The sequence below is a fragment of the Leptotrichia sp. oral taxon 498 genome (assembly GCF_002240055.1).
GTDB classification, from domain to species: Bacteria; Fusobacteriota; Fusobacteriia; order Fusobacteriales; family Leptotrichiaceae; genus Leptotrichia; species Leptotrichia rugosa.
The window spans coordinates 526,083-550,899 of the sequence record NZ_CP016753.1 but is presented as its reverse complement, the minus strand read 5'-3'; the positions used below and the strand labels follow the sequence as shown (position 1 = coordinate 550,899).

Genomic DNA, 24,817 nt, shown 5'->3' with positions numbered 1-24,817 from the left:
AAAAAAATTTAGTGAGGTGAAGTTTATGAAAAAGTTAGTTTTTATGTTATTTATGATTTTTTGTGTGATGTCATTTTCAGCGATAGATAAAGGAGTAGCCGTAGTTAGAAATGATGATTACAGCGCCACATATTTGATAACATCAGTTAGCCGTGGAAAATTGGCGGATAAACTTTTCGGCTGGAAAAAAAGCGGTGACCTTTCTCAAAAAATTTATTCAAATTTAAGAGATGCTTCAAAAATAGAATTTATAATTGAAAAAAACGAAGAAAGTGCAGTTTTGGGAGCGTTAAAATTATTTGAAAAAAATGGATTTTCAGGCGAAATTACGATTACAGAAATTGCAAAAATAGAAAACATAAATCTGAGAAATATCGCAACTAAAAATAACTGGACTTATAAAGTTTATAACTCGCCAGAGGAAATTGAAGGAAATGTAAGTCTTGAAGGTGGCTCTGATACAAAAGCAAATTTTGTAAAAATGCTTTTAAAAAATGTAAAATCTAAATTGTAAATTTAAAAATTTTTATCATAAATAGGTTAATAATAATTATTATTGACCTATTTTAGTTTGCTAAAATAAAATAAATATATTATAATAAAAATAAGTAAAATTGGATAAAAATATTTTTTTGAAGAGGGAAAAGAATAAAAAAATGAAAAAAGGTATTGGAAAAGCGCACAGTAAAATTATATTGCTGGGAGAACATTCTGTTGTTTATGGTTATCCTGCGATTGCCGTTCCGCTAAAAAATATTGAAATTGAATGTGAGATTTTAGAGAGCAAGACAAATTTTTGCTACAATGAAAATGACACTCTTTCAGTTGCAATTTTTACGGCACTAAAATATTTGAAAAAAGAAAAAGAAAAAATAAAATATAGCATAAAATCAGAAATTCCGCCAAAAAGGGGAATGGGTTCGTCAGCGGCAGTGAGTATTGCGGCGATTCGAGCGGTATTTGACTATTTTGGTCAAAAAATCGAAACTGATTTGCTGGAAAAATTGGTAAATGTTGCAGAAATCACAGCACATCAAAATCCAAGCGGCCTGGATGCCAAAACTTGTCTGAGTGAAAAGCCAATAAAATTTATAAAAAATAAAGGATTTTCATATATTGATATAAATTTGGGAGCGTATTTAGTTATTGCAGATTCAGGAATTTATGGAAACACAAAAGAAGCCGTGGAAAAAGTGAGAAAATTGGGAAAAATTGCAAAAGAGCCGTTAAAAAAGCTGGGAGAATTGACTGAAAAATTTGAAAGTTTGATAAAAAATAAATTTAGTGGTGAAAAGATAAAAAAAATTGGACAAATAATGATAAGTGCAAACGATGAGCTAAAAAAAATAGGTGTTACAATTAGTAAAACGGAAATGTTTGTAAAAAAGGCGATTGAAAATGGAGCAAGTGGAGCAAAAATTTCAGGTGGAGGATTGGGAGGCTGTATTATCGCTCTTTGCAAGTCACAAAAAATTGCAAAAAATGTAAAAAAAATGTTGATTGAAAATGGAGCAGTCAATATTTGGATTGAAAAAATTTAAGAATAAATTAAAAAAAATTGAGATGGAGAAAAATTGAGATGGAAAAGGTGAAGTCGTATGCAAATATAGCGATTATAAAATATTGGGGAAAAAAAGATAAACAAAAAATGATACCAGCGACAAGCAGTATTTCTTTAACTTTGAAAGATTTGTATACGGAAACGGAAATTGAATTTATAGATGACGCAGAAATAAAAAAAGAAGTAGAAAAAAATGGAGAAAAATTTTCTGGAGTTAGAGATTTATTTTTTTTAAACAGTGAGCTGCAAGATAAAATTCATACAGAAAAAATTAGCAAAGTAGTGGATTTGTTTAGAACGCAAGAAAATGAAAAAAATAAAAAAGTTAAAATTAAAACGACAAATAATATGCCAACAGCAGCGGGACTTTCTTCAAGTTCAAGCGGATTATCAGCTATAATAAAAGCGTGTAACAAATTATTCAAAAAAAATTTATCTCAAGAACAACTGGCACAAATTTCTAAATATGGTTCGGGTTCTTCTGCCAGAAGTTTTTTTGGACCTGTTGCCGCTTGGGACAAGGATAGTGGGGAAATTTATAAAGTGAAAACTGATTTAAAATTGGCGATGATTGTTTTAGTTTTAAGCAAGAGTAAAAAAGATGTGTCGAGTCGGGATGGAATGGAGCGTTGTGTAAAAACTTCGACATATTTTGAAGAGTGGGTAGAACAATCAGAAATTGATTTTGAAAATATGAAAAAGTACTTGCAAGATAATGATTTTGAAAAAGTTGGGAAATTAACGGAGGAAAATGCGTTAAGAATGCATAGGACGACTGAAACATCAAATCCGCCATTTTCATATTTTTTGCCTCAAACTTATAAAGCTATGGAATTTGTAAAAAATTTAAGAGATAAGGATAGCGAAAAATGCTATTTTACGATGGATGCGGGTCCAAATGTAAAAGTTCTTTGCTTGGAAGAAGATTTGGAAAGATTGGCAGGAATATTTTCTAAAAAATATGAAATAATTATGAGCAGAACTGTTGAATTGTAATATTTTAAAGTTATAGATAAAGAAAGGGGAGATTTTTTTGGGAATTATAAGGATTTTGGATGAAAGTGTGTCTAATATCATTGCCGCTGGAGAAGTTGTGGAAAATCCAGCTTCGATGATTAAAGAGATGATTGAAAATTCTTTGGATGCCAAAGCTACGATGATTAAAATCGAAGTTTTTAAGTCGGGAGTCGATGTAAAAATTAGTGATAATGGGATTGGAATGGATAAAGATGATACACTTTTATCGGTAGAGCGACACGCCACTTCTAAAATTTCAAAAAAGGAAGATGTATTTAATTTGAAAACTTATGGTTTTCGGGGAGAAGCGCTTTCTTCAATTGCAGCTGTTTCAAAGTTGACAATTTTGACAAGAACAAAAGATAGCTCAGTGGGATATAAGATTTCAAGCTATGGCGGAGTTGTGAGAAATTTTGAAGAGGTTTCAAAAAATGTTGGAACGGAAGTGGAAGTGCGAGATTTGTTTTACAACACTCCTGCAAGAAAAAAATTTTTGAGAAAAACTTCTACGGAATATTCCAAAATTAGAGAAATTGTGCTAAAAGAAGCACTTGCAAATAGCGATGTTTCATTTTCATTGGATTTGGATGGGAAAAAAATTCTTCAGACAAGTGGAAATGGAATGGAAAATACGATTTTGGAGTTGTTTGGAAAATCAGTTTTAAAAAATTTGAAAAAATTTGAGTATGGATATTTGGGAAATGTGGAAATTTTGAGAAGTACAAAAGACTTTTTATTTACTTTTGTAAATAACAGATACGTAAAATCGTTGACAATTGAAAGAGCAATAATAGATGGTTACTATACAAAACTTATGAAAGGGAAATATCCTTTTGCTATAATTTTTTATAATACTGACCCAAAAGAAATTGATGTCAATGTTCATCCGTCTAAAAAAATAGTCAAATTTTCCAATGATAAAATCGTTTACAGTGAAATAAAATCAGCTATAGATGACTTTTTTTACTATGCTGACAGGGAAAATTGGCAGCCGAATATTGATTTGATTAAAAAAAATATAAATTTGAACGAGAAAAAAGAAATGAAAGATGATTTATTTTCTGATGAAGTTCCAAAAATTGAAGAAAATAAATTTTTTAGCCTTGAAACTTTTGATGGGAAAATTGAAAATGAAGAAAAAAATCAAAAGAACAAAGAAAATAAAAAAAATAAAGAATATGAAGAAAACGGGGAAAATAAAGAGAACGAAATTGGAGAAAATAAAAATAAAAATTATTTTTTTGATAAATTTTTTGAAAATAAAAAAATAGAAAAAATAAATGAAAAAACTGATGAAATTTTTGAGAAAAATGATAAAACTTGGGAAATTGACCGAAGTAAAAATAAAAGTGAAAATTATAAAGTTGGGACATTTGAAAAGCGAGTTGGAGAGCAAATTGAGTATGACATTTTGGGACAGATTTTCGACACTTATATTTTAGTTAAAAGAAATGACGAACTTGAAATTTATGACCAGCACATCATTCATGAGAGAATTTTGTACGAAGAATTAAAAGAAAAATTTTATGGAAAAAAAATTGATTCAACTCAGCTTTTGATTCCAAAAAAAATGGAAGTTACTTCGATTGAAAAAGAAATTATATTTGAAAATATTGAGATTTTTAACAATTTTGGATTTGAAATTGACGAATTTTATGAAAATGAGATTTTAATCCGAGCGGTACCGATTTTTGATTTTAGAGAAAGTTGTGAAAATGTTTTTGAAAAATTGTTGAATGATTTGAAAAATGAAGTTGAAATAAAAGATTTAAGAGAAAAAATTATTATTTCGATGTCTTGCAGAGGTGCAGTAAAAGCTGGACAAAAGTTATCTTTTGACGAGATGCAAAATATGGTGAGAAGAATCCACGAAGTCGGCAAATATACTTGTCCCCATGGTCGACCAATCATCGTAAAACTTACTAAGAGCGATTTGGATAAAATGTTTGGAAGAAGAAAATAAATAATTGACAATGAGGCGAAAATATGATAAGAATTAATATAGTGTGTGTTGGAAAGATTAAAGAAAAGTATATAAAAGATGGAATAGAAGAATTTTTAAAAAGGTTGTCAAAATATGTAAAATTAGATATAATCGAATTAACTGAAGAAGATGACAACAAAGGGATAAAAAATGCCGTAGATGTTGAAACACAAAGAATAATAGATGCAATTAGTAAAAAAAATTATTCATACAGCATTTTGCTGGATTTATCTGGAAAGATGATGACATCTGTGGAGATGGCAGAAAAAATAGAGAAAATTTCGCTTACAAGCAGTGAAATTAATTTTATAATCGGCGGCTCAAATGGAGTGGCTGACAAACTTAGAGAAATTGTCAATTTTAGGTTAGCATTTTCTAACTTTACATTTCCGCATCAATTGATGCGACTTATATTAGTTGAACAAATATATAGATGGATTTCGATAAATAATAATATAAAATATCATAAATAGTGGAGGAAATTATGTATTCAGCTGGTGAAGAATTTGAGAGATACAACGAAGAAGATGAATTGGAAAGTTTTACTTGTATTGCTAATGTCAATACTGATGGCAAGGAATATTTAGTGTGCGATGATGAAAATGGGGATAAAAGAGTTTTTTTTTATGACAGTATTGAAGAAGAAATAAAAGATTTGGACGAAGACGAGCAAGAGCGAATTTTGGAGATTTGGGACAACGAATATTATGGTTCTGATAAGGATTATATGTATTGGAATGAAGATTTCGGAGAATATGACAAAGATGATAATTTTGAAGAAAAAATTGATGAGAGTGATTTTGGCCTGCTTGATGATGACGAAAATGAGTTTTTGGCGGAAGAAGATGATGATGAAGAAATTGACGAGGATTTGGATGAATTTTTGGATAATTTCTTGGATGAAGAATAAAAAATTAAAAAAAGGAAAATTATGAAAATAAAAATAAAAAGCTTGGATAAATTTTCACAAAATTATGAAAAAGTGTTTGAACTTACAAAAGTAATAGATTTGGACGAAAAGAAAGAGTATCATTACAGCGACGAATATGGAAGGTGTAAAATCGTTGACTACAATGATTTTGTCGAGATTTACCGTCGCGGAGAAATCAATTCAAAGCAAGTGTTTAAAGTCAGTGAACATACACCATTTATTTATATGACAAAGCAATTTCATACAAAATATAAAATTTTTACAAAAAAATTTGAAAAAGAAAATGACAAAATGATGTTAGAATATGATATAATGGATGATGACAATGTAATAAACAACATAAAATTAAATATTTATTTTATGAAAAAATAAAAGCAAAACAAAAAAAGCAAAACAAAGAAAGGAAAAGTGATGAGTAATCAAAAAAATCGAACGCCAAATGACAATGGTATAATAAAAGAAAAATTAAAAAAAGTAGCTGAATTAAAAGAGATGGGAATTGAGCCTTATGGAAGAACTTATAACAAAGAAAACGATATTTCCGAAATCAATAAATATGATGAAACATGCGACAAAGTATTTAAAACAGCGGGAAGAATTGTAGGATTCAGAAGAATGGGGAAAAATGGATTTGGAAAGTTGCAAGATCCAACTGGGCAAATTCAATATTATGTGAAAAAAGAAGAAGTGGGGGAAGAACAATACGAAATTTATAAAAAATTGGGACTTGGAGATTTTCTTGGAGTTGAAGGATCGTTATTTAGAACTAAAACTGGAGAATTGACATTAAGAGTAAAATCTTTTGAAGTTTTATCAAAAAATGTAAGACCGCTTCCAGAAAAATTTCATGGATTAACTAATGTGGAAACTCGTTACAGACAAAGATATGTTGATTTAGTAATGAACAGGGAAGTTATGGAAACTATGAAAAAAAGATTTCAAGTTATTAGATTTTTTAGAAGCTATTTAGAAAAAAAAGGTTTTACTGAAGTTGAAACTCCGATGATGCATCCAATTGCTGGAGGAGCGACTGCAAGACCATTTGTAACACATCATAATGCTCTTGATATGGAGTTATTTTTAAGAATTGCACCAGAACTTTATTTAAAAAGATTATTAGTCGGTGGATTTGAAAAAGTATTTGAAATAAACAGAAGTTTTAGAAATGAAGGAATTTCTGTAAAACATAATCCAGAGTTTACAATGATGGAGCTTTATCAAGCTTACGCTGATTTTAATGATATGATGGACTTGACAGAAGACTTAATTTCAAATCTAACTTTAGAGCTTCACGGAAAATATGATATTGAATATGAAGATAAGACAATTAATATGGCAAAACCTTGGAGAAGAGTTACAATGAAAGAAATTGTAAAAGAAAAAACTGGATTTGATTTCGATTCAATTTCAAGCGATGAAGAAGCTGTTTCAATCGCAAAAGAATTCGGAATTCCTTTAGAAAAAGATAAAACTTATACAAAATTTGGAATCTTAAATTTATTCTTTGAAGAAAAAGTTGAAGAAACATTGATTAGCCCAACATTTGTAACAGAATATCCAAAAGAAATTTCACCGCTTTCAAAAAATCAAAAAGGTGAAACTGAGTGGGTGGATAGATTTGAGCTATTTATTTCAGGAAGAGAGTTTGCAAATGCGTACTCGGAATTAAACGACCCGCAAGATCAAAAGGAAAGATTTGAAGAGCAGGTTAAATTAAAAGAAGCAGGAGATGATGAAGCTCAAGGAATGGATTTAGACTACATAAGAGCACTGGAATATGGAATGCCACCTGCAGGAGGACTTGGAATCGGAATAGATAGACTTGTTATGTTACAGACAAATTCTGCTTCAATAAGAGATGTCATTTTATTTCCAACTCTTAGAAAAGAAGACATTGATTTATAAATTATTTAGTTTAAAAAAATATTATTTAATAAAATTTTTTCTCGCTACGCTAATTTTAGATAGTGAGATTTTTTTATTTTGTTTTTCTAGTAAAAATAGTTTTGAAAATATAAAAAAATATTGTATAATTTACACATAAAGTGAAAATTTAAATATAGGTAATAATAGAAAGTGGGAAAAATGGGAAAAAAATCAGAATTGATAAGAGGGACAAGTAAATGTGCCAGATTTTTTGTCTGTGATACTACACAAGTTGTGAAAGAAGTACAAAATATACACAGACTGGATGCGATTGCAACAGTTAATTTTGGAAAACTGCTTACTGCCGCAGCTATGATGGGAAAGGATTTGAAAGTGGCAGATGGACTTATTTCGGTGGAAATAAGCGGTGACGGAGCTTATGGGAAAATGGTTGCAACTGCGAATATGAAAGGCCATGTAAAAGGATATGTTGGAAATACTTCAAATGCTAAACTTGTAGACAAAGATGGAAATTTCGTGAGAGATGAAAAAGGGAGAATTAAACTTATTGGCGATGGAATAATGCAAGTTAGAAAAGATATTGGACTAAAAATGCCTTTTTCAGGAATGGTTGCGCTAGAAAACCAAGATATAGCAGATATTGTTGCAAGTTATTTTTTACAGTCGGAACAAATAAAGTCAGTTGTTGCACTTGGAGTAAAACTTAACGAAGATGGAAGCGTGAATCGTGCAGGAGGTTATTTAATTCAGCTTCTTCCTGGCGCAGAAGATGATTTTATAGATAAACTGGAAGATAAGTTAAGAAAAATTAGAAGTATTACAGAATTATTAAATGGTGGATTTAGTCTTGAGAGAATAGTTGAGCTTTTGTATGAAGATATTTCGGTGTTTGAAGAAACTGAAGATGTTGATGGAAATCATAAAAAGAAGTATGTTGAAAATTTTGAAATTTTGGAAAAAAGTGAAATTGAGTATAAATGTAACTGTTCAAGAGAAACATTTTTAAAGGGTTTAATCACTTTGGGAAAAGAGCAAATTGATGAAATCTTGAAAGAGCAAGGGAAAATTGAAGTGGAATGTCATTTTTGTGGGAAAAAACACCAATTTGAAAAAAAAGATTTTGAAGGAGTATTTTAATTTAAAGTAATTAAAAAAGATTTTTAAAAATAAAAAAAATTCATAAATTAATTTTTAAATTTTTTTCGAAAATAAATATTAAATAAAAAATAAAGTGAAGTAAAGAAAAATAAGTAAAAAAAACAAAATAAAAAAAATAAAATAAAATATAATAAAAAAAGAAAAAAGAAAGGATTTAAAAAATGAGTAAAATAAGAGTAGGAGTAATAAGAGGTGGAGTTTCGACAGAAAGAGAAATTTCATTGAAAACTGGAAGTGAGATTGTAGCAAATTTGAATAGGGACAAATATGAAGTGTTTGATATTGTAATTGAAAAGGAAAATGAAGTTTTTGAAAAAGTAAAAGATTTAAATCTTGATTTTGCTTATATTGCACTTCATGGAGTTTTCGGAGAAGATGGAAGAATACAGGCCATTTTACAAAGTCTTGGAGTAGCATACAGTGGGCCTGGCGTGATGTCAAGTGCAGTTTGTATGGACAAGGAATTTTCTAAAAGAATTGTCGCAGGATACGGAGTTAGAATTGCAAAATGGATAAGCGTTCGTCGTGGAGAAACTGCGAATTTCGATGAAATAAAAGAAAAATTGGGAGATAAAGTTGTTGTAAAACCAAATAGCGGAGGTTCAAGCATCGGAGTAAGCTTTGTTTCTAATCAAGAAGAACTTGACAAAGGGCTTGATTTGGTGTTTAGCATGGATAAAGAAGCTCTTATTGAAGAAGTTTTAACTGGAGTTGAAATTAGTGTTCCTGTGATTGATGGAAAAGTTTTTCCAACTATAAGAATCGAAGCACTTGCAGGGGATTACTTTGACTTTGAATCTAAATATGCAAAAGGTGGGGCAAAAGAATATGTCTATGAATTTAGTGAAAAAGTTCAAAACGAAATAAATAAATTTGCAAAAGATAGCTATTATGGGCTAAAATGTGAAAGTTTTTCAAGAATAGACTTTATGGTGGTAAATGAAGACACGCCTTATTTTATGGAAGTAAATACGCTACCTGGAATGACTGCCGCAAGTTTACTCCCTAAAAGTACAGCTTCTCTAGGTTATAATTACGAACAGACATTGGATTTATTAATAAATTCTTCGATTCATGTAGAGAGATAAAATAAAAAATAAAGAGGAGTTAAATTTAAATTATGATTGGAATTATTGGAGCCGTCGATGAAGAAGCGGCTGAAATAAAAAAAGAAATTAAAGATATAAAAGAAGAAGTGATAAGTGGAATTCCTTTTTTTCGTGGAAAATTTAATGAGAAAGAAGTCGTTTTTGTCCAGTCGGGGATTGGAAAGGTGAATGCGGCGATTACTGCGACGCTGTTAGTAGAAAAATTTGATGTAAAAACTGTTATTTTTTCGGGGGTCGCAGGTTCGTTAAGTAAAAATTTGAAAGTTGGAGATGTCGTTGCGGGAGTTGATGTTATTCAGCACGATGTCGATGCTACAGCGTTTGGCTATAAAATAGGTCAGATTCCGCAGATGAAACAGTGGGCTTTTGAATCGGATAAAAATCTTTTGGAAAAAGTTCAAAATATAAGTCATAAAGTTATTTTTGGAAGAATTTTGACTGGGGATCAGTTTATTAGTAAAAAAGATGTAAAAATAAAACTGGGTAAAGATTTTTCAGCGCTTTGCGTGGATATGGAAAGTGGTGCTGTCGCGCAAGTTTGTAGTCGTCTAAATGTTAAATTTTTAATAATTCGTTCTATTTCAGATAGCATTACCGACGAGTCAGATATAGAGTACTGCAGCTTTGTAAAATTGGCAGCAAAAAATTCAAAAGAAATTTTGAAGGAAATAATATAAAATATATTATATAAAATTTTTATAAAAAATTATATTAATTTTAATAAATTTTATTTATATAACAAATTATGGGATCATATTAAAATATTTTTTACTATTTTAAGAAAGGGGAAAAATATGAGTTATCGATTAAATCCGTATAAAATTTTGAGAAGCGTGGCAATTCTAGTAGTTATTATTTGTCTAGGAGTTCTTACTTTTAATTTTAAAAAGTCTAAAGAAACTACAACAAATGAAATAAAAAAAGATGTAAAAGTCAGAGAAAAAAATTTTTTTAAATCTAAAGATTATAAAAATAACTTGACTTTGCCACAAAAAAATATTGAAGAAAATAATAAAAATGTCATAAATGATTTAAAGACTGATGACAACAAAACAAAAAATATAAATTTACAAGATGCAGAAAAAGATAAAGATAATAAAAAAAATGAAGATGAAAAAAAAATTCAGGAAAAGATTAAAGAACAACAAAGAAATAATCGACAAGAATTAGAAAAACAAAAACAAAAGGCAAAAGAGGAAGCCGCAAGAATTGAAAAGGAAAAAGCACAAAGAGCAAAAGTTGAATCCACAAAAGGTCCCAAAAAATATATTCAAGTGGCATCTGTAAAAACAGAGGCCTCAGCTAGAAGTATAACAAAAAAATTAGGTGGAAATTTTTATTATAAAAAAACGGTTGTGAATGGAAAAACAGCATATGTTGTGATGTCTAATATGACAAATGACCAAAATAAATTAAATTCTATGCAAAAAACTGTAAAATCTAGATATGGCGGTAGTTATATGGTAAGAGGCACAGGAAAATAAAAAAAGAAGGTGAAGAATGAAAAAAAATTTTAGAGGAAATATTACGCCAAAAGAAATTGGAGAAAAAATCAAAAAATCAAAAAATATTGTGTTGACAGCTCATATAAATCCTGATGGAGATGCGCTTGGTTCACTTTTAGCATTTTATTTTATGATAAAAAAATTTGATAACAAAAAAAATGTTCAAATTGTGGTAGATGACAAACTGCCAAAATATATGCGTCATTTTGAAGATACAAAGCTTATTTTAAGCTATGAGAAGTTTTTACAGGAAAATGACTTAAGAAATAAAAAAAATGATCTGTTTATAAGTCTGGACTGTGCAAATGAAGAGCGTTATCAAAAATCTGTGGAAATAAAAAAACAAAGTGAAAATTCAATAAATATTGACCATCACATAAGTAACACAGAACACGCCGAATTCAACTACATAGAAGATATTTGCAGCACTTGTGAGCTTTTATATCAGTTTTTGAAGATATTTGATATTGAATTGGACGAAAGAATTGCCAAATATATGTATCTTGGAATAATTAATGATACAGGAAATTTTAGACACGACAATGTTACTGAGCACACATTTTTTGTCTGTTCCAAATTAATAGGAGCGGGAGCAGATAATCATAAAATTGCAAATATAATTTTTGCCGTCAGTGAGAAAAAAATAGACTTTTTTGGCGAAGTTTATAAAAATAAAAAAATTGATCATAACTACGGTTTTGCATATTACTATTTGACGCAGGAAAAGATGAAAGAACTGGGAATTGAAAAAGATGACACCGACGGAATCGCTGAAATGCTTTTAAAAATAGAAGGTATGGAAATTTCGCTTTTTGCAAGAGAAGAAGTGGACGGCTCGGTAAAAGGAAGTTTTCGTGCAAATAATAAATACAATGTAAATGAATTAGCACAAAACTTTGGTGGTGGCGGTCACATAAAAGCGGCAGGATTTAGAACTGAATTGACTTTTGATGAAATTGTAAAAAAAGTGTATGAAAAACTTTAAATTTTGTAAAAATAAAAAAAGAGGTAAAAATCTATGTTCGATATGTTTAATTATTTAAAAATGAAAGGTTTTACAAATGATGAATTAGTAAATCATTTTGAAAAAATAGAAGAAATGAATCAAAATATTAATGATATTTTAGCCAAAAATCCAAATGCGATACTAAAAAAAATTGATTTTAATTATTTGGATGAAGAAAAAACGAAGTTAAATTTTGAAATAAATATAGAAGTTGTAAATAGATAATAGGAAAAGTGATATGAAAAAAAATAATTTGAAAAAAAAGATAATAATAGCGTGTTTTGGAGTGGTTGTAAGCTGCTCTTATGTTGGAGTGAGAACGGTTCCAAATTCAGCGGTTGTTTCAAGAGATACAGTCGTGGAAAATAGCATTTTGGAAATAAAAGATAAGTTTGGTGAGGAAGTAAAACCGCAAGATGTGGGAATTTATAAAAAAGGTTTTGGAAACTGGAAAGTGATTTTATACGGTGAAAATGCTTATTATCAAGTGAGAGTAAGTGAAGATGGAAAAATTGTTTCGAGTAAAGTTTTGAAATATAAATAAAAATAAAAAATAGAATTTTTAGGAATTACTTCTAATTTTAAATTAGGAGTAGTTCCTTTTTATCTATTTTTTAAAGTTTTTTATTTAAAAAATAATGACATAATTTTTAAAATGCAAAATGTAATTCCGCTTGCAATGACAGGTCCTGCCGCAATTCCTCGTAAAAAAACAACTCCGATTATTGTTCCTGCAATTAAAGTAACTGTAATTTCTGGCTGATTTGATAAGAGCGACACACCTTTTGCAGATAAAAGCGATACAAGAATTCCGCTGAAAATTGTAATCCATCCAATTGGAGATTTAAAAGCATTGAATAGATGATAAAATCTAACTTCTCCTGTAGCAATCGGAATTAAAATCGCAATTGTAATAATTAAAACTCCCCAATTAATTCCATTTTTTCTAAATTGTGTAATAAATTTTTCAATATCCCAAAATTTGAAATTATAAAATTTTGAAATATCAAATAAAATTTTTAAGAGTATTACAAAAATAGTTGCATATACAATAGATTTGTTAAATTTTATAGTTCCAACTAATAAAATTAAGATTAAAAATATATAACTTTCCAAAATAAATTCTCCTCTCTAAAAAATCTTTTCTTTAGAGTATAGCACGAAACTTTTGTTTTCTCAACAAAAAAAATTTTTTGCTTTAATTATTTTTTTAACAATTGCTTTTTAAGAAAAATGGGATATACTTATATTATAAGATAAAAGAAGGAGTTGGTTGGTATGAAAAAATTAGCAATTTTTCTAATTTTATTAATTGCAGCTCTTAGTTGTTCTAAGGAAAGCAAAGAAAATAAAATTGAAAGAGTTTCAAAAGTAGATTCAGGAAATTTCACAGAAGTTCAGACATCAAAAAATAATACCAAAGAAGAATCTCAAGGTCAAAAAGTTTCCTACGAAAAAGAAGATAAAGCTGAAGCTAAAAATCAAAATAGTGGTTTTAGCAAACAGTCAGATGGAAATTATGCCAAAGAATTAGAAAACAAAATGGAAAAATTGGAAGAAGAACTGCAAAGTAAATTAGACTCAGGTGTGACTTCTGAAATGATAAATGCAAATAGTGAACTTTACGAAGCTTGGGATGCAGAATTAAATAAAGTGTATAAACTTCTAATGGAAAGATTGTCAAAGGACAAAAAAGAAAAATTAAGAAATTCTCAGAGAGCTTGGATAAAAAGTAAAGAAAAAAAAGCAAATGAAGCTTCAAAAGAAGCCGATGGAGGAACTCTGGCAGGAGTGTTATATTCAGGTACACTAGCAAGTATGACAAAAGAGAGAACAATTGAACTGGCAAAAATGTACGATAATTTAAAATAGTAAGCTCAAAAAAGACTGGACTATAACCAGTCTTTTTTAGTATAATAAGTATATAAATAAAATAATAAAAAATAGCGAAAGGAAAAAAGATGAGATTATCAAAAGCATTTTTAAAAACATGTAAGGAAGCGCCAAAAGAAGCGGAAGTAATAAGTCATAAATTGATGTTGAGAGCTTCCATGATTAGACAGCTGACGAGAGGAGTTTATAGCTATTTGCCGCTGGGATACAGGGTTTTGAAAAAAATTGAGAATATTGTTAGAGAGGAAATGGATAGAGCTGGGTCGCAGGAAATTTTAATGCCAGTATTGCAACCAGCTTCGTTGTGGGAAGAGTCTGGAAGATGGTTTGCTTATGGTTCAGAACTTATGAGAATGAAGGATAGAAATGAGAGAGAATTTGCGTTGGGGCCTACACATGAAGAAGTTGTTACGGATATTGTGAGAAATACGATTACTTCGTATAAAGATTTGCCATTTAGCTTGTATCAAATTCAGACAAAATTTAGAGATGAAATGCGTCCAAGATTTGGTCTTATGAGAGGAAGAGAGTTCTTAATGAAAGATGCTTACAGTTTCCACTTGACAAAAGAATCGTTGGATGAAGAATTTTTGAATATGAAAAATGCGTATTCTAGAGTTTTAGAAAGAATGGAATTAAAATTTAGAGCAGTTGATGCAGATTCAGGTTCGATTGGAGGAGATTCTTCAAATGAATTTATGGTACTTGCTGAAAATGGAGAAGATGATATTTTATATAGTGACTCATCAGATTATGCTGCAAATGTTGAAAAAGCTACGAGTATCATTGAATTGAAGGAAAGTACAGAAGAAAAATTGCCAAAAGAATTGGTTAAAACGCCTAATACTAAGACAATTAAGGAATTGTCAGAATTTTTGACTATTCCAGAAGAAAAAACTGTTAAGGCGGTTATGTTGAAGGAAGTGTTGGAAGATAAGGTAAATTATGTGTTGGCACTTATTCGTGGAGATCTGGATGTAAATGAAATTAAATTGAAAAATGCAGTGAATGCTTCGATGGAATTGGAAATGATGACTGAAGAAGAATGCGAAAAATTTGGGATTGTTCCTGGATTTGCGGGGTCTTATGAGAAAAAGGAAGGACTTACAGTTGTTATTGATGAAACAGTAAAATATGTGAGAAATTTTGCGTTAGGAGCAAATAAAAAGGATTATCACTTTATTAATGTTAATTTGGAAGACTTGCATTATGATGTGGTTGCTGATATTAGAACGGCTAGAGCGGGAGATATTTCGCCAGATGGAAAAGGTGTGCTAAAAATTGCTCGTGGAATGGAAGTTGGACACATTTTTAAATTGGGAGATAAGTATTCAAAAGCATTAAATGCGAAAGTTTTGGATGAAAATGGAAAACAGCAAGTTATTTTGATGGGGTGTTATGGAATCGGAGTTTCAAGATTGATGTCGGCTGTAATTGAGCAAAAAAATGATGAATATGGAATTATTTGGCCAAAATCAATTGCACCGTATATTGCAGATGTGATTATTGCTAATGTAAAAGATGAAACTCAAGTAAATGTTGCTGAAAAAATTTATGAGGCGTTGAAAAATGAAAATATTGATGTTGTTTTAGATGACAGAAATGAGAGAGCAGGATTTAAGTTTAAAGATGCTGACTTAATTGGATTCCCGCTTAAAATTGTAGCTGGAAAAGGTGTATCTTCTGGAATTGTAGAAGTTAAGGATAGAGCAACTGGAGAAAGTGTTGAGGTTAAGGTTGAGGAAGTTGTTAATTTTGTAAAAGAGTTTTTGGCTAAATAAATTTATCTGAAAATAAAAATTTTATTTTTGTAAATTATATTTTTTATAAAATTTTTCCAAAAGACAAAAAAATTCTATGAAAATATAAAGAAATGTAGTATAATTTAAGTAGCAATTATGTAATAAAAATAAAAATAAAATTAAAATAAATGGAAGAGAGGCTGACAAGATGGATAAAAGATCAAAAGTAACAGCGATGTTATCTGTGCTATTAGTTTCGGCACCAACTACTGCAAAAAAAATAACAACTTCAAATTTAAGAGACAATGCTATGAGAACAGATGCTGTCGAAGTTGACAATACAAATTCTGAAAATGTGGAAAATTATGTAACTGAAACAAAAAAATCTGAAGGAGATTTAATTGTATTAGATACAAATAAATTAAAATTTGATTATAATAGTGCAAATATAAAAGATGAATATAATCCAATATTAGAACAAGTAAAAAAATACATTGAAGAAAAAAATTTAAAAGTTTCAATTATCGGATATACAGATTCAAAGGGAACAAAGAGCTACAACAAAGAATTATCACTTAGAAGAGCTGAAAGCGTTGAAGAAAGATTAATTGATTTGGGACTTGCTCCTGAAAGAATTATTGAAACAGTTGGAAAAGGAGACAGTAATCCTATCGCATCAAATGATGATGAAGATGGAAGAGCTAAAAACAGAAGAATTGAAATAAAAATCAATAAAAATCAAAGTTAAAAAAATAAAATAAAATAAAATAAACTATTCTTTATAAAATATGAATAGTTTATTTTATTTATTATTATTATTTTTAAATTTATTTATAATTTTTTAGAAATTTCTCTAATTTTTTCTTTTTTTATTTCAAGACGTATTTCTAATTCGTTCATCCATACAAGTGGATCTTTTGGATTGACAAGTCTTTTTATATTATCTTTTTTTGTATTTTCATCCGTCCAAATAAGTTTTGTTATAGCTCCAGCTCCAATTCCAATAATTGTCTTATTTTCTTCAATCATTTCAATGTTGTAAATGGACTCATAGTTTTTAAGCGAATATCCCAGATTTTCTCCCCACTGAAAACTGTTTTTCTGGCGGTACATATAATAAGGGAAAAGTCCTTTATTTTCAGTAATTTTAGAAATTTTTTCAAAAATAGTCTTGTAGTCCAAAGTGTCACGATGCTCATAATTCTCTTTATTAAGTTTACTTGCATTTTTTATCGCCAAATTATGAATTGTCAAATTTTCCACATCGTATTTTGCCACTTCGTCCAAAGTATACAAAATATCTTGAGTTGTTTCTTTTGGAAGTCCTAAAATTAAGTCCATATTGATTGAAAGTCCCATTTCTTTAGCTAATTTATAGACTTTGTCAAACTGTTTTCTGTCGTGATAACGATTCACGAGTTTTAGCGTCTTTTCATTAAATGACTGTGGATTTATGCTGATTTTATCCACGCCGCCTTGCTTTAAAACTTGCAATTTTTTTTGATTTAATGTGTCAATTCTTCCAGCTTCAAATGTAAATTCTTTTAGATGGCTCAAATCATAATTCTCTTTTATCATATCAAGCAATTTTTTTATTTCTTCAGCTGATAAAATCGAAGGGGTTCCGCCACCGATGTAAATTGTATTTATTTTTAAATTTAGTTCTTGTGAAAGTTTTCCAATCTCTTTAGTTTCCTTGTAAATGTCTTCAATATATTCGTCATATCTAGCGGCATATTTTCCATTTAAAAGATACGCTGGAAATGAGCAGTAAGTGCATTTTGTCGGACAAAAGGCAATTCCAATATAAATTCCGATTGTATCTTTGTCGAGATATTTCTGCTGTTTTTTTACAATATTTATTAGTAAATTTCTTTTTTCGTCGCTGACTAAATAAATATCTCTCAAAATTTCTAAAATTTTTTCATAAGAAAGTCCCATTTTCAAAAATCTTCCGACAATCTTTGTAGGTCTTACGCCAATTAAAGTTCCCCATTTGAAATCTTTTTCTTTTTCAAAAATTTTAAAAATAGAAGTTTTTAACATAACTTCTGCTTGATCAAAATATTTGTCACAAATTTTTTCGTAAGAAAAAGTAATTTTTTTTAATACGCTTTTTTCTTTAATATTTTTAATTTTAAAATTTTCACAAATTTCAATTTTTATTTCAGAATTTTTATTATTTTTATAATTATTAAAATTTTTTTCTTTTGTCAAAATAGCCACAACATTAATTTTTTCAAAATTTTCGCAAATTTCAAAATAAATATTTTTCTCGGAATTTGCTTTTAAAATATCGTATTCTTCGGATAAAAGAACTCTCACAAATTCTTCCAATTTATTTTCGTTTACTTTAATATTTGAAACTATCATTTTTTATTTAATCACTCCTGTGAAAAATAATAGAAGCATAATAATTCCCAAAATAATTCGGTAATATCCAAACACTTTAAAATCGTGTTTTTTGATGTAATCCATAAATACTTTTATGACAGCGTAAGCAAAAATAAATGATAAAACAAATCCAAGTCCAATTAAAAACCATTCTTCCATTGTAAGAACATTTCCAATTTTAACTATCTTTAGCAAAGTGGCTCCAAGCATTGTTGGAATTGCCAAGAAAAAAGAAAATTCTGTGGCAAGGACTCTGTTTAATCCAAGCAAAACTCCTCCAATTATTGTTGCAGCAGAACGAGAAGTTCCTGGAATCATCGCAAGGCATTGAAAAAGTCCAACTCCAAGTGCAAGTGGAATTGTCATTTCTTTGATTGATTTAATTTTTTCTTCTTTTTTCTTTCTTGTTTCAATCCAAATAAGTAAAATTCCATAAAATACAAGCATTATCGAAACAGTTAATGAATTAAAAAATTTCTCTTCAATAATATCATCAAATTTAAGTCCCAAAATCACGGCAGGAATTACAGCAATCACGATTTTTACCCACATTGCAATAATATCCATGCTTTCTTGTTTCGTGTTACCTTTTGCAAACGGAAAAATTTTTTTCCAGTAGTAAACAACAACCGACAAAATCGCTCCCAGTTGAATTATTATTTTAAAAGCGTCAACAAAAACTTTATTGTCAGATAATTTTAAAAATTGGTCAACAATTATCATATGTCCGGTACTGCTGACAGGTACAAATTCTGTAAGTCCTTCAACAAGACTTAGTATAAAAACTTTTATAATACTAAAAATCATATATTATTTCCTTTCTAAAAAAATTTTTTATTATTACATAAAATTGTAACATTTTTTTGGCAGTTTTACAACTTTACTGAAAGAAATTAGGAAAATAAATTTGAAAATTTATGAAAAAAAGTGTTGACAAATTTTCTGAAAAGTGGTAAAATAAATTTGTAATAATTACAAAAATATATAAAATATAAATTTTTAAGGAGTGATAAAAATGTCAAAAACAGTTGAAAAATTAAATGTTTATTTAGCTAATTTAAATGTGTTATACAGAAAGGTTCAAAATTATCACTGGAATATAGTTGGTTCAGGATTCTTTTCTGTTCACGCAAAATTGGAAGAATATTATGATGGATTAAATACACAAATTGATGATGTTGCTGAAAGAATTTTAGCAATCGGTGGTCGTCCTTTAGGAACATTAAAAGACTACTTAGAAGTTTCTACAATTAGAGAAGCTAAAAATGAAGCAATTTCTATTGCTGATGCAGTTGCCGATGTTAAAAAAGAATTTGAAGCAATGTTGAAATTAGTAAAAGAAGTAAAAGAAGTTGCTGATGAAGAAAATGATTACGGAACATCTGCATTAGTTGATGAATATATCAGCACATATGAAAAAGATTTGTGGATGTTAAATGCTTATTTAAAATAATTTTCTTTTAATAAAGTTTTACAAAATTATTAAAAAACCCATTATTATACTTTAAATTTGAGAGAAAATCTTATTATTGATTTTCTCTTTTTTTATAAAAATTTAATTCCAGTTTTTTATTTTAATTTTTAAATTTAAACTTTTTCGATTAAAAAAATCAAATCTTTATTTCAAAATCTTAAATTTTAAAACAATTATAAAACTTTAATAAAAAATAAATTTTCAAATCTTGAAAAAGATAAGGAAATATGTTATTATATTGTGAATGATAAAATAAATAATCATAGTTATATATAGAAAGGAGAAATAAATAATGGCAAAAAAAGATTTACATCCTGCATACAACTTTGTAGTGTTTGAAGATACAAGCAACGGAGAAAAATTTTTGACAAAATCAACTAAAACTTCTAAAGAAACAACTACTTTTGAAGGAAAAGAATATCCTGTAATAAAAGTTGCAACAAGTTCAACTTCACACCCATTCTTTACTGGGAAATCTAAATTCGTTGATGAAACTGGAAGAGTTGATAAATTTAAGAAAAAATACAATTTATAATTTTAATTATAAAAAAATTAGAAGCAGAGATTTTTCACTCTCTGTTTTTTTTTAAATTTTTTAGGAAAAATTGAAAAATGGGAGAAAATAAATGGAAAAACCAATAAAATATGAATTGGAAAAAAAGGATAAAAATGCCAGAGCTGGTGTAATTTCAACTCCACACGGAGAAATTAAGACACCTGTATTTATGCCAGTTGGAACTCAGGCAACCGTCAAAGCGATGACAAAAGAGGAATTAAAAGAAATCAATTCTCAAATAATTTTGGGAAATACTTATCATTTGTATTTAAGACCTGGAGATAAATTGGTAAATGATTTTGGTGGATTACATGGCTTTATGAATTGGGATAGACCGATTCTTACGGATAGTGGCGGATTTCAAGTTTTCAGCTTGGGAGATTTACGGGATATAAAAGAAGAAGGAGTTAATTTTCGTTCGCATATAGATGGCTCAAAACATTTTTTGTCGCCAGAAAAATCTATTGAAATTCAAAATAACTTGGGAAGTGACATTATGATGGTTTTAGATGAATGTCCTCCGGGATTGTCTTCTAGGGAATATTTAATTCCATCAATTGAGCGGACTACAAGATGGGCAAAGAGATGCATAGCTGCTAATAGAAATAAAGAAACACAAGGGCTTTTCGCAATTGTCCAAGGTGGAATTTATGAAGACTTGAGGGACAAAAGTTTTAATGAGTTGTTTGAGATGGACGATGATTTTTCAGGATATGCGCTTGGAGGACTTGCGGTTGGAGAGCCTAGAGAAGATATGTACCGAATTTTAGAATACATCACGCCAAAGTTGCCGGAGGATAAACCTAGATATTTGATGGGCGTTGGAGAGCCTGCGGATATGTTAGAAGCTGTGGAAGATGGGATAGATATGATGGATTGTGTTCAGCCGACAAGACTTGGAAGACATGGGACAGTTTTTACAAAATATGGAAGATTGGTTATAAAAAATTCAGCTTATTCGAGAGATGACAGACCGCTTGACGAGGATTGTGATTGCTATGTCTGTAAAAATTATACGAGAGCCTACATAAGACATCTTTTTAAGACTGGAGAAATTTTGGGACAAAGACTGGCGACTTATCACAATTTGCATTTTTTGTTAAAATTAATGGACAATGCTAGAAATGCTATTTTGAACGAAAAATTTCAGGAATATAAAGAAGAATTTTTGAAAAATTATGCGATGGGGAAAGAGAGCGATTGGATAAAGCCAAAGATTTTTGGAAATCCGACTATTGTGAAAAAAGGGAAAAATGAAGTTATGTTATAAAATAAAAAAAGAAGAATTTTTAAATAAACTCTTCTTTTTTATATTTTTCTTTATTTTTAGTAAAAAATACAAACTGTATTTTTTTTATTATTATTTATTTAGTAATTTTTTAATCAAATATAAAAAAGTTTTTTACAAAATATCATTTATCGAATAATCAGAATAAATAATTTTTCTTTCGTCAAGCAATTTTTTCAACTTAATTTTTTTGCTAAAAGGAAGATATTTTAAATAAATATTTTTTCCATTTAATTTTTTTCTGTCTTTTTTTGCCAAATTTTCAAGAAAAATAACATTTTTTGGAATTTTTATCTCAGTTGTAATTTCCACAATATTTTCGTGTTCCATTTCTTCTTTTGAAAAATCCAGTCTTTCTAAAAACTCATTGTCATTTAAAATTACGCAAAATTTTTCTTTAACTTTAATATTTTTATTTTTGCCAATTTTATATTCAATTTGTTCAACTTTTTTATATTCGATTTTTTTAACTTCTTCTTTTATTTCAAAATTTTCTTGATTTTCATCTATATTTTCCATATTTTTTATATTTTTATCTTTATCTTTATTTTCATCTTCATTCTCAGAATTTATATTTTCATTTTCATTTTCTAAAAAACTATTTTCTACAGAATTTGTTTTTAAATAATTTTCTTCTTTTTCGATAAAACAAATATTTTCTGGAATAAAATCATAAAATACAGTAAATGGATATTCAGTTTCATATTTTTCGTTTATTTCAAAATATTTATTTATAAAAGGTTCGTTGTATTCAAAATCATCTTTATTTTTAACAACAATTTGACTTTTTTTAGAAGTTATTTGTTTATAATAAATTCCAATTGTGAGTAAAAATATTTTAAAATCCGACATTTCATATTTAAATTCTTCTTTTTTGCTAAAAATATTTTTTATGATTAAATTTTTATTTTGTCTAAAAATTTGCGCAAGTAATTTTTTCGTCTGAGTATTATATTCCATTTTCCCAATCAAAAACTCTTTGATTTCTCTAAAAATTTCTGCATCTTCATATCCGTAACCATTGAATTTATAATCTCTTCTTATCAAAACTTCGACTATTTTATGAGTTTCAGTTTGCCTAATATTCTCGATTTTAACTGAAAATTTCCAGTTATAATATTTGTTTAGTAATAAAAGCATATTTGAAATATTGTAATTAAGTCGTCCAATAATTTGTCTTCCACAAAAAAGTTCAATTTGGTCAAAATTTGCTTTCATCTTTATTTTTTTATTCTCGTCCCATTCAACATTTGTATAAAAAACTGATTTTACTGGAAACGAAGTATTGAATAACGAATGATAATAGAGTAAAGTTTCGTCTTTCATTTTAGAAGGTTTTACGTCTTCAATATAAACTTTTGTGTAAAATTTATTTTGAAACATTTCAGATTTTAATTTATAAACAATGTCGTAAATTAAATTTTTGTTCAAATCTTTAAAATATTCTCCTGAATTAAACCAAACTGCGTTTTTATTTGAAAAACCTTTTTGCTTAAGGTCAAACATTATGTGATTTCTATTTTCTCCAATGAATTTAATATTTTCAAAAAGCACATTATTTGTCCTAAAAGTTGGCGTTGGATTTCCAAAACCAAAAGGTTTTAGTTTTTCTGTCAGCTGAAAAAATTCGTACGAAATTTTTTGTATCGGAATTTGCTTGTCAATTTCGATAATTTTCACAAAATCGTCTTTTGTCAATTTAGTTTTCGCAAATTTATTTACTTTTTTTTGAAAAAGCGGAATATTTTTTATCGAAATTGTAAATCCAGCCGCACCTGAATGTCCTCCAAATTTTAAAAACAATTCTGGCATTGATTGTAGAACTTCCAAAATATTGAAATTTCCAATACTTCTGCACGAACCGACTGCAATTCCTTCATCTTCTTTAACTTCCATTATTATTACTGGTTTATAGTATTTATCAACAATTTTTGAAGCTGCAATTCCAATTACGCCATGATGGTATTCAGGCGAATAGTCAATAATTACAAAATCATCTGAAGTATTAGTATTCTCAATCTTATTTTCAATTTTTTCCACAATTTTATTCTGCAGTTCTTTTCTCTCAAAATTTCTGTTAATAAGTTCTTTGACAATAACTTCAATTTCCCGCTCGTTATCTGAAGTCAAAAGTTTTACAACCATTTTTGCATCTGTAAGTCTACCGGCAGCGTTAAATAGAGGTGCTATTATAAATCCAACATCATAAGTTGTGTACTCAGTTTTTTCAATATCTTGCTGATTTGAAGAAAATAGCTTGTAGAGCAAAAATTTTAGACCTTTATGTCTTGTGCAAAGTAATTGCTCCAAACCAAATTTTGTAAAAATTCTATTTTCATCTGTAAGTGGAACAATATCTGCAACCGTTCCAATCGCCACCAAATCCAAATATTTATTTGTCTCTTCTTTTTTTTCAGCTCTTTCAAAAAGACAAAGCACAACCATAAAAATAGTTCCAACTCCAGCTAAAAATTCAAAAGAAAAACTGTTTTCTTTTCTTTTAGGATTAATGACCGCCAGAGCTTCTGGAATTTTTCCGCCGTGTAAATTGTGGTGATCTGTAATTATTATAGGCAAATCTATTGAATTTGCAAATTCGACTTCAGGAAAAGCGGTAATTCCGCAGTCAACTGTAATTACCAGGTCCGCTCCCGAATCTTTTATTTTTTTTAGTGCTTCGTTATTTAGCCCATAACCTTCATCTCGAATTGGAATGTAGTAATTTACATTTTCTGCTCCAAGTTCTTTTAGAGCCAAGTATAAAACCGAAGTGGAAGTAATTCCGTCAACATCATAATCTCCATATATCCAAATATTTTTTTGCTCCGAAATCGCTTTTTCAATTTCAACAACAGCTTTTTCCATATCGCAAAGTCCCAAAGGATTTTCTATATCTTCCAAACTTGGATTAAGAAATTTTTTTATTTTTTCATCCGAATTAATTCCTCTTGAATAAAGAATTTGCAAAATATCTTGGTCAATAGAAAACTTTTTTGCTTCATTTTGATTGGCTCTTTTTATTTTTACTTTTTTAAATTTTTCTTTTTTTTCTTTTTCATTGCTTTCATTTTTATTTTTATCTTCGCCTTTTTTAATGTATTCCCTTTCCTGTCGTGGACTTGGAATAATTTTTGAACGCCATCTAGTGTTTCTCATTTTTTTCTCCTCTTTTAAAATTTCCCCCATTAATTTTTGTAAAGTATTTCTGGGAATTTAAAAACTTTACTTTATATATTTTACCACATTTTTAAATTTATTTAAAATTAAAAAAATAAATTTTGTTTCACTTTATTTTCAAAAGTTATTGACAAA

Annotated in this window: 25 protein-coding genes; 21 read left to right on the top strand and 4 right to left on the bottom strand. The window is 28.7% G+C overall.

Annotated elements, in window-relative coordinates; all coding sequences use genetic code 11:
- Positions 1 to 25: 25 nt before the first annotated feature.
- From BCB68_RS02535 to BCB68_RS02465, 15 genes are all read left to right on the top strand, one after another.
- On the top strand, positions 26 to 514 hold the full coding sequence (locus BCB68_RS02535) for a hypothetical protein (RefSeq protein ID WP_094079404.1): 489 nt from the start codon (positions 26 to 28) through the stop codon (positions 512 to 514).
- A 142-nt stretch (positions 515 to 656) separates the two neighbouring features.
- A complete protein-coding gene (mvk, locus tag BCB68_RS02530; protein WP_094079403.1) occupies positions 657 to 1,541 on the top strand; it encodes a mevalonate kinase in 885 nt (294 codons plus the stop codon).
- A gap of 38 nt (positions 1,542 to 1,579) precedes the next feature.
- Complete coding sequence (gene mvaD / locus BCB68_RS02525; protein ID WP_094079402.1) at positions 1,580 to 2,557, top strand: diphosphomevalonate decarboxylase; 978 nt, start codon at positions 1,580 to 1,582, stop codon at positions 2,555 to 2,557.
- A 37-nt stretch (positions 2,558 to 2,594) separates the two neighbouring features.
- The gene (mutL, locus tag BCB68_RS02520; protein ID WP_094079401.1) at positions 2,595 to 4,541 is read left to right on the top strand and encodes a DNA mismatch repair endonuclease MutL; all 1,947 of its coding nucleotides are present in this window, start codon (positions 2,595 to 2,597) and stop codon (positions 4,539 to 4,541) included.
- 23 nt (positions 4,542 to 4,564) lie between these two features.
- A complete protein-coding gene (locus BCB68_RS02515; RefSeq protein ID WP_094079400.1) occupies positions 4,565 to 5,035 on the top strand; it encodes a 23S rRNA (pseudouridine(1915)-N(3))-methyltransferase RlmH in 471 nt (156 codons plus the stop codon).
- Positions 5,036 to 5,046: 11 nt separating this feature from the next.
- A complete protein-coding gene (locus BCB68_RS02510; protein WP_094079399.1) occupies positions 5,047 to 5,472 on the top strand; it encodes a hypothetical protein in 426 nt (141 codons plus the stop codon).
- A 21-nt stretch (positions 5,473 to 5,493) separates the two neighbouring features.
- Entirely contained in the window at positions 5,494 to 5,865 is a 372-nt protein-coding gene (locus BCB68_RS02505) for a DUF1934 family protein (RefSeq protein ID WP_094079398.1), read from the top strand.
- Between the two features lie 39 nt (positions 5,866 to 5,904).
- The gene (gene lysS / locus BCB68_RS02500) at positions 5,905 to 7,398 is read left to right on the top strand and encodes a lysine--tRNA ligase (RefSeq protein WP_094079397.1); all 1,494 of its coding nucleotides are present in this window, start codon (positions 5,905 to 5,907) and stop codon (positions 7,396 to 7,398) included.
- Between the two features lie 180 nt (positions 7,399 to 7,578).
- Positions 7,579 to 8,517, top strand: a complete 939-nt coding sequence (locus BCB68_RS02495; protein ID WP_094079396.1) for an Hsp33 family molecular chaperone HslO — start codon at positions 7,579 to 7,581, stop codon at positions 8,515 to 8,517.
- Between the two features lie 182 nt (positions 8,518 to 8,699).
- Positions 8,700 to 9,626, top strand: a complete 927-nt coding sequence (locus BCB68_RS02490; RefSeq protein ID WP_094079395.1) for a D-alanine--D-alanine ligase — start codon at positions 8,700 to 8,702, stop codon at positions 9,624 to 9,626.
- Positions 9,627 to 9,658: 32 nt separating this feature from the next.
- A complete protein-coding gene (locus tag BCB68_RS02485; protein ID WP_094079394.1) occupies positions 9,659 to 10,324 on the top strand; it encodes a 5'-methylthioadenosine/adenosylhomocysteine nucleosidase in 666 nt (221 codons plus the stop codon).
- Positions 10,325 to 10,441: 117 nt separating this feature from the next.
- The gene (locus BCB68_RS02480; protein ID WP_094079393.1) at positions 10,442 to 11,131 is read left to right on the top strand and encodes an SPOR domain-containing protein; all 690 of its coding nucleotides are present in this window, start codon (positions 10,442 to 10,444) and stop codon (positions 11,129 to 11,131) included.
- Between the two features lie 16 nt (positions 11,132 to 11,147).
- Complete coding sequence (locus tag BCB68_RS02475) at positions 11,148 to 12,137, top strand: DHH family phosphoesterase (RefSeq protein ID WP_094079392.1); 990 nt, start codon at positions 11,148 to 11,150, stop codon at positions 12,135 to 12,137.
- Positions 12,138 to 12,170: 33 nt separating this feature from the next.
- Positions 12,171 to 12,383: a hypothetical protein gene (locus BCB68_RS02470; protein ID WP_094079391.1), complete on the top strand. Its 213-nt coding sequence runs from the start codon at positions 12,171 to 12,173 to the stop codon at positions 12,381 to 12,383.
- 13 nt (positions 12,384 to 12,396) lie between these two features.
- On the top strand, positions 12,397 to 12,702 hold the full coding sequence (locus tag BCB68_RS02465; RefSeq protein ID WP_094079390.1) for a hypothetical protein: 306 nt from the start codon (positions 12,397 to 12,399) through the stop codon (positions 12,700 to 12,702).
- Between the two features lie 80 nt (positions 12,703 to 12,782).
- On the opposite strand, the gene BCB68_RS02460 is transcribed toward BCB68_RS02465, so the two are convergent.
- Positions 12,783 to 13,274 carry a DUF441 domain-containing protein gene (locus BCB68_RS02460; protein ID WP_094079389.1) on the bottom strand — a complete coding sequence of 164 codons (492 nt, stop codon included), beginning with the start codon at positions 13,272 to 13,274 and terminating at the stop codon, positions 12,783 to 12,785.
- A gap of 162 nt (positions 13,275 to 13,436) precedes the next feature.
- Here BCB68_RS02460 and BCB68_RS02455 point away from each other — a divergent pair, with 162 nt between their 5' ends.
- From BCB68_RS02455 to BCB68_RS02445, 3 genes are all read left to right on the top strand, one after another.
- A complete protein-coding gene (locus tag BCB68_RS02455) occupies positions 13,437 to 14,030 on the top strand; it encodes a lysozyme inhibitor LprI family protein (RefSeq protein WP_094079388.1) in 594 nt (197 codons plus the stop codon).
- An 89-nt stretch (positions 14,031 to 14,119) separates the two neighbouring features.
- A complete protein-coding gene (locus BCB68_RS02450; RefSeq protein WP_094079387.1) occupies positions 14,120 to 15,832 on the top strand; it encodes a proline--tRNA ligase in 1,713 nt (570 codons plus the stop codon).
- 169 nt (positions 15,833 to 16,001) lie between these two features.
- Positions 16,002 to 16,541, top strand: a complete 540-nt coding sequence (locus tag BCB68_RS02445) for an OmpA family protein (protein ID WP_094079386.1) — start codon at positions 16,002 to 16,004, stop codon at positions 16,539 to 16,541.
- An 83-nt stretch (positions 16,542 to 16,624) separates the two neighbouring features.
- Here BCB68_RS02445 and BCB68_RS02440 read toward each other — a convergent pair whose 3' ends face one another.
- Both BCB68_RS02440 and BCB68_RS02435 read right to left on the bottom strand, forming a co-directional pair.
- A complete protein-coding gene (locus BCB68_RS02440; protein WP_094079385.1) occupies positions 16,625 to 18,166 on the bottom strand; it encodes a coproporphyrinogen III oxidase in 1,542 nt (513 codons plus the stop codon).
- Between the two features lie 3 nt (positions 18,167 to 18,169).
- The gene (locus tag BCB68_RS02435; protein WP_094079384.1) at positions 18,170 to 18,994 is read right to left on the bottom strand and encodes an undecaprenyl-diphosphate phosphatase; all 825 of its coding nucleotides are present in this window, start codon (positions 18,992 to 18,994) and stop codon (positions 18,170 to 18,172) included.
- A gap of 208 nt (positions 18,995 to 19,202) precedes the next feature.
- Here BCB68_RS02435 and BCB68_RS02430 point away from each other — a divergent pair, with 208 nt between their 5' ends.
- From BCB68_RS02430 to tgt, 3 genes are all read left to right on the top strand, one after another.
- Positions 19,203 to 19,640, top strand: coding sequence for a Dps family protein (locus BCB68_RS02430; RefSeq protein ID WP_094079383.1), 438 nt, complete (start codon positions 19,203 to 19,205; stop codon positions 19,638 to 19,640).
- A 313-nt stretch (positions 19,641 to 19,953) separates the two neighbouring features.
- A complete protein-coding gene (locus BCB68_RS02425; protein WP_068155324.1) occupies positions 19,954 to 20,196 on the top strand; it encodes a type B 50S ribosomal protein L31 in 243 nt (80 codons plus the stop codon).
- A 91-nt stretch (positions 20,197 to 20,287) separates the two neighbouring features.
- Positions 20,288 to 21,487 (top strand): tRNA guanosine(34) transglycosylase Tgt, encoded by a 1,200-nt coding sequence (tgt, locus tag BCB68_RS02420; protein WP_094079382.1) that lies wholly within the window; start codon positions 20,288 to 20,290, stop codon positions 21,485 to 21,487.
- 132 nt (positions 21,488 to 21,619) lie between these two features.
- Here the strand turns inward: tgt and recJ are convergent, their stop codons facing one another.
- Entirely contained in the window at positions 21,620 to 24,661 is a 3,042-nt protein-coding gene (gene recJ, locus BCB68_RS02415; RefSeq protein WP_094079381.1) for a single-stranded-DNA-specific exonuclease RecJ, read from the bottom strand.
- Positions 24,662 to 24,817: the final 156 nt, after the last annotated feature.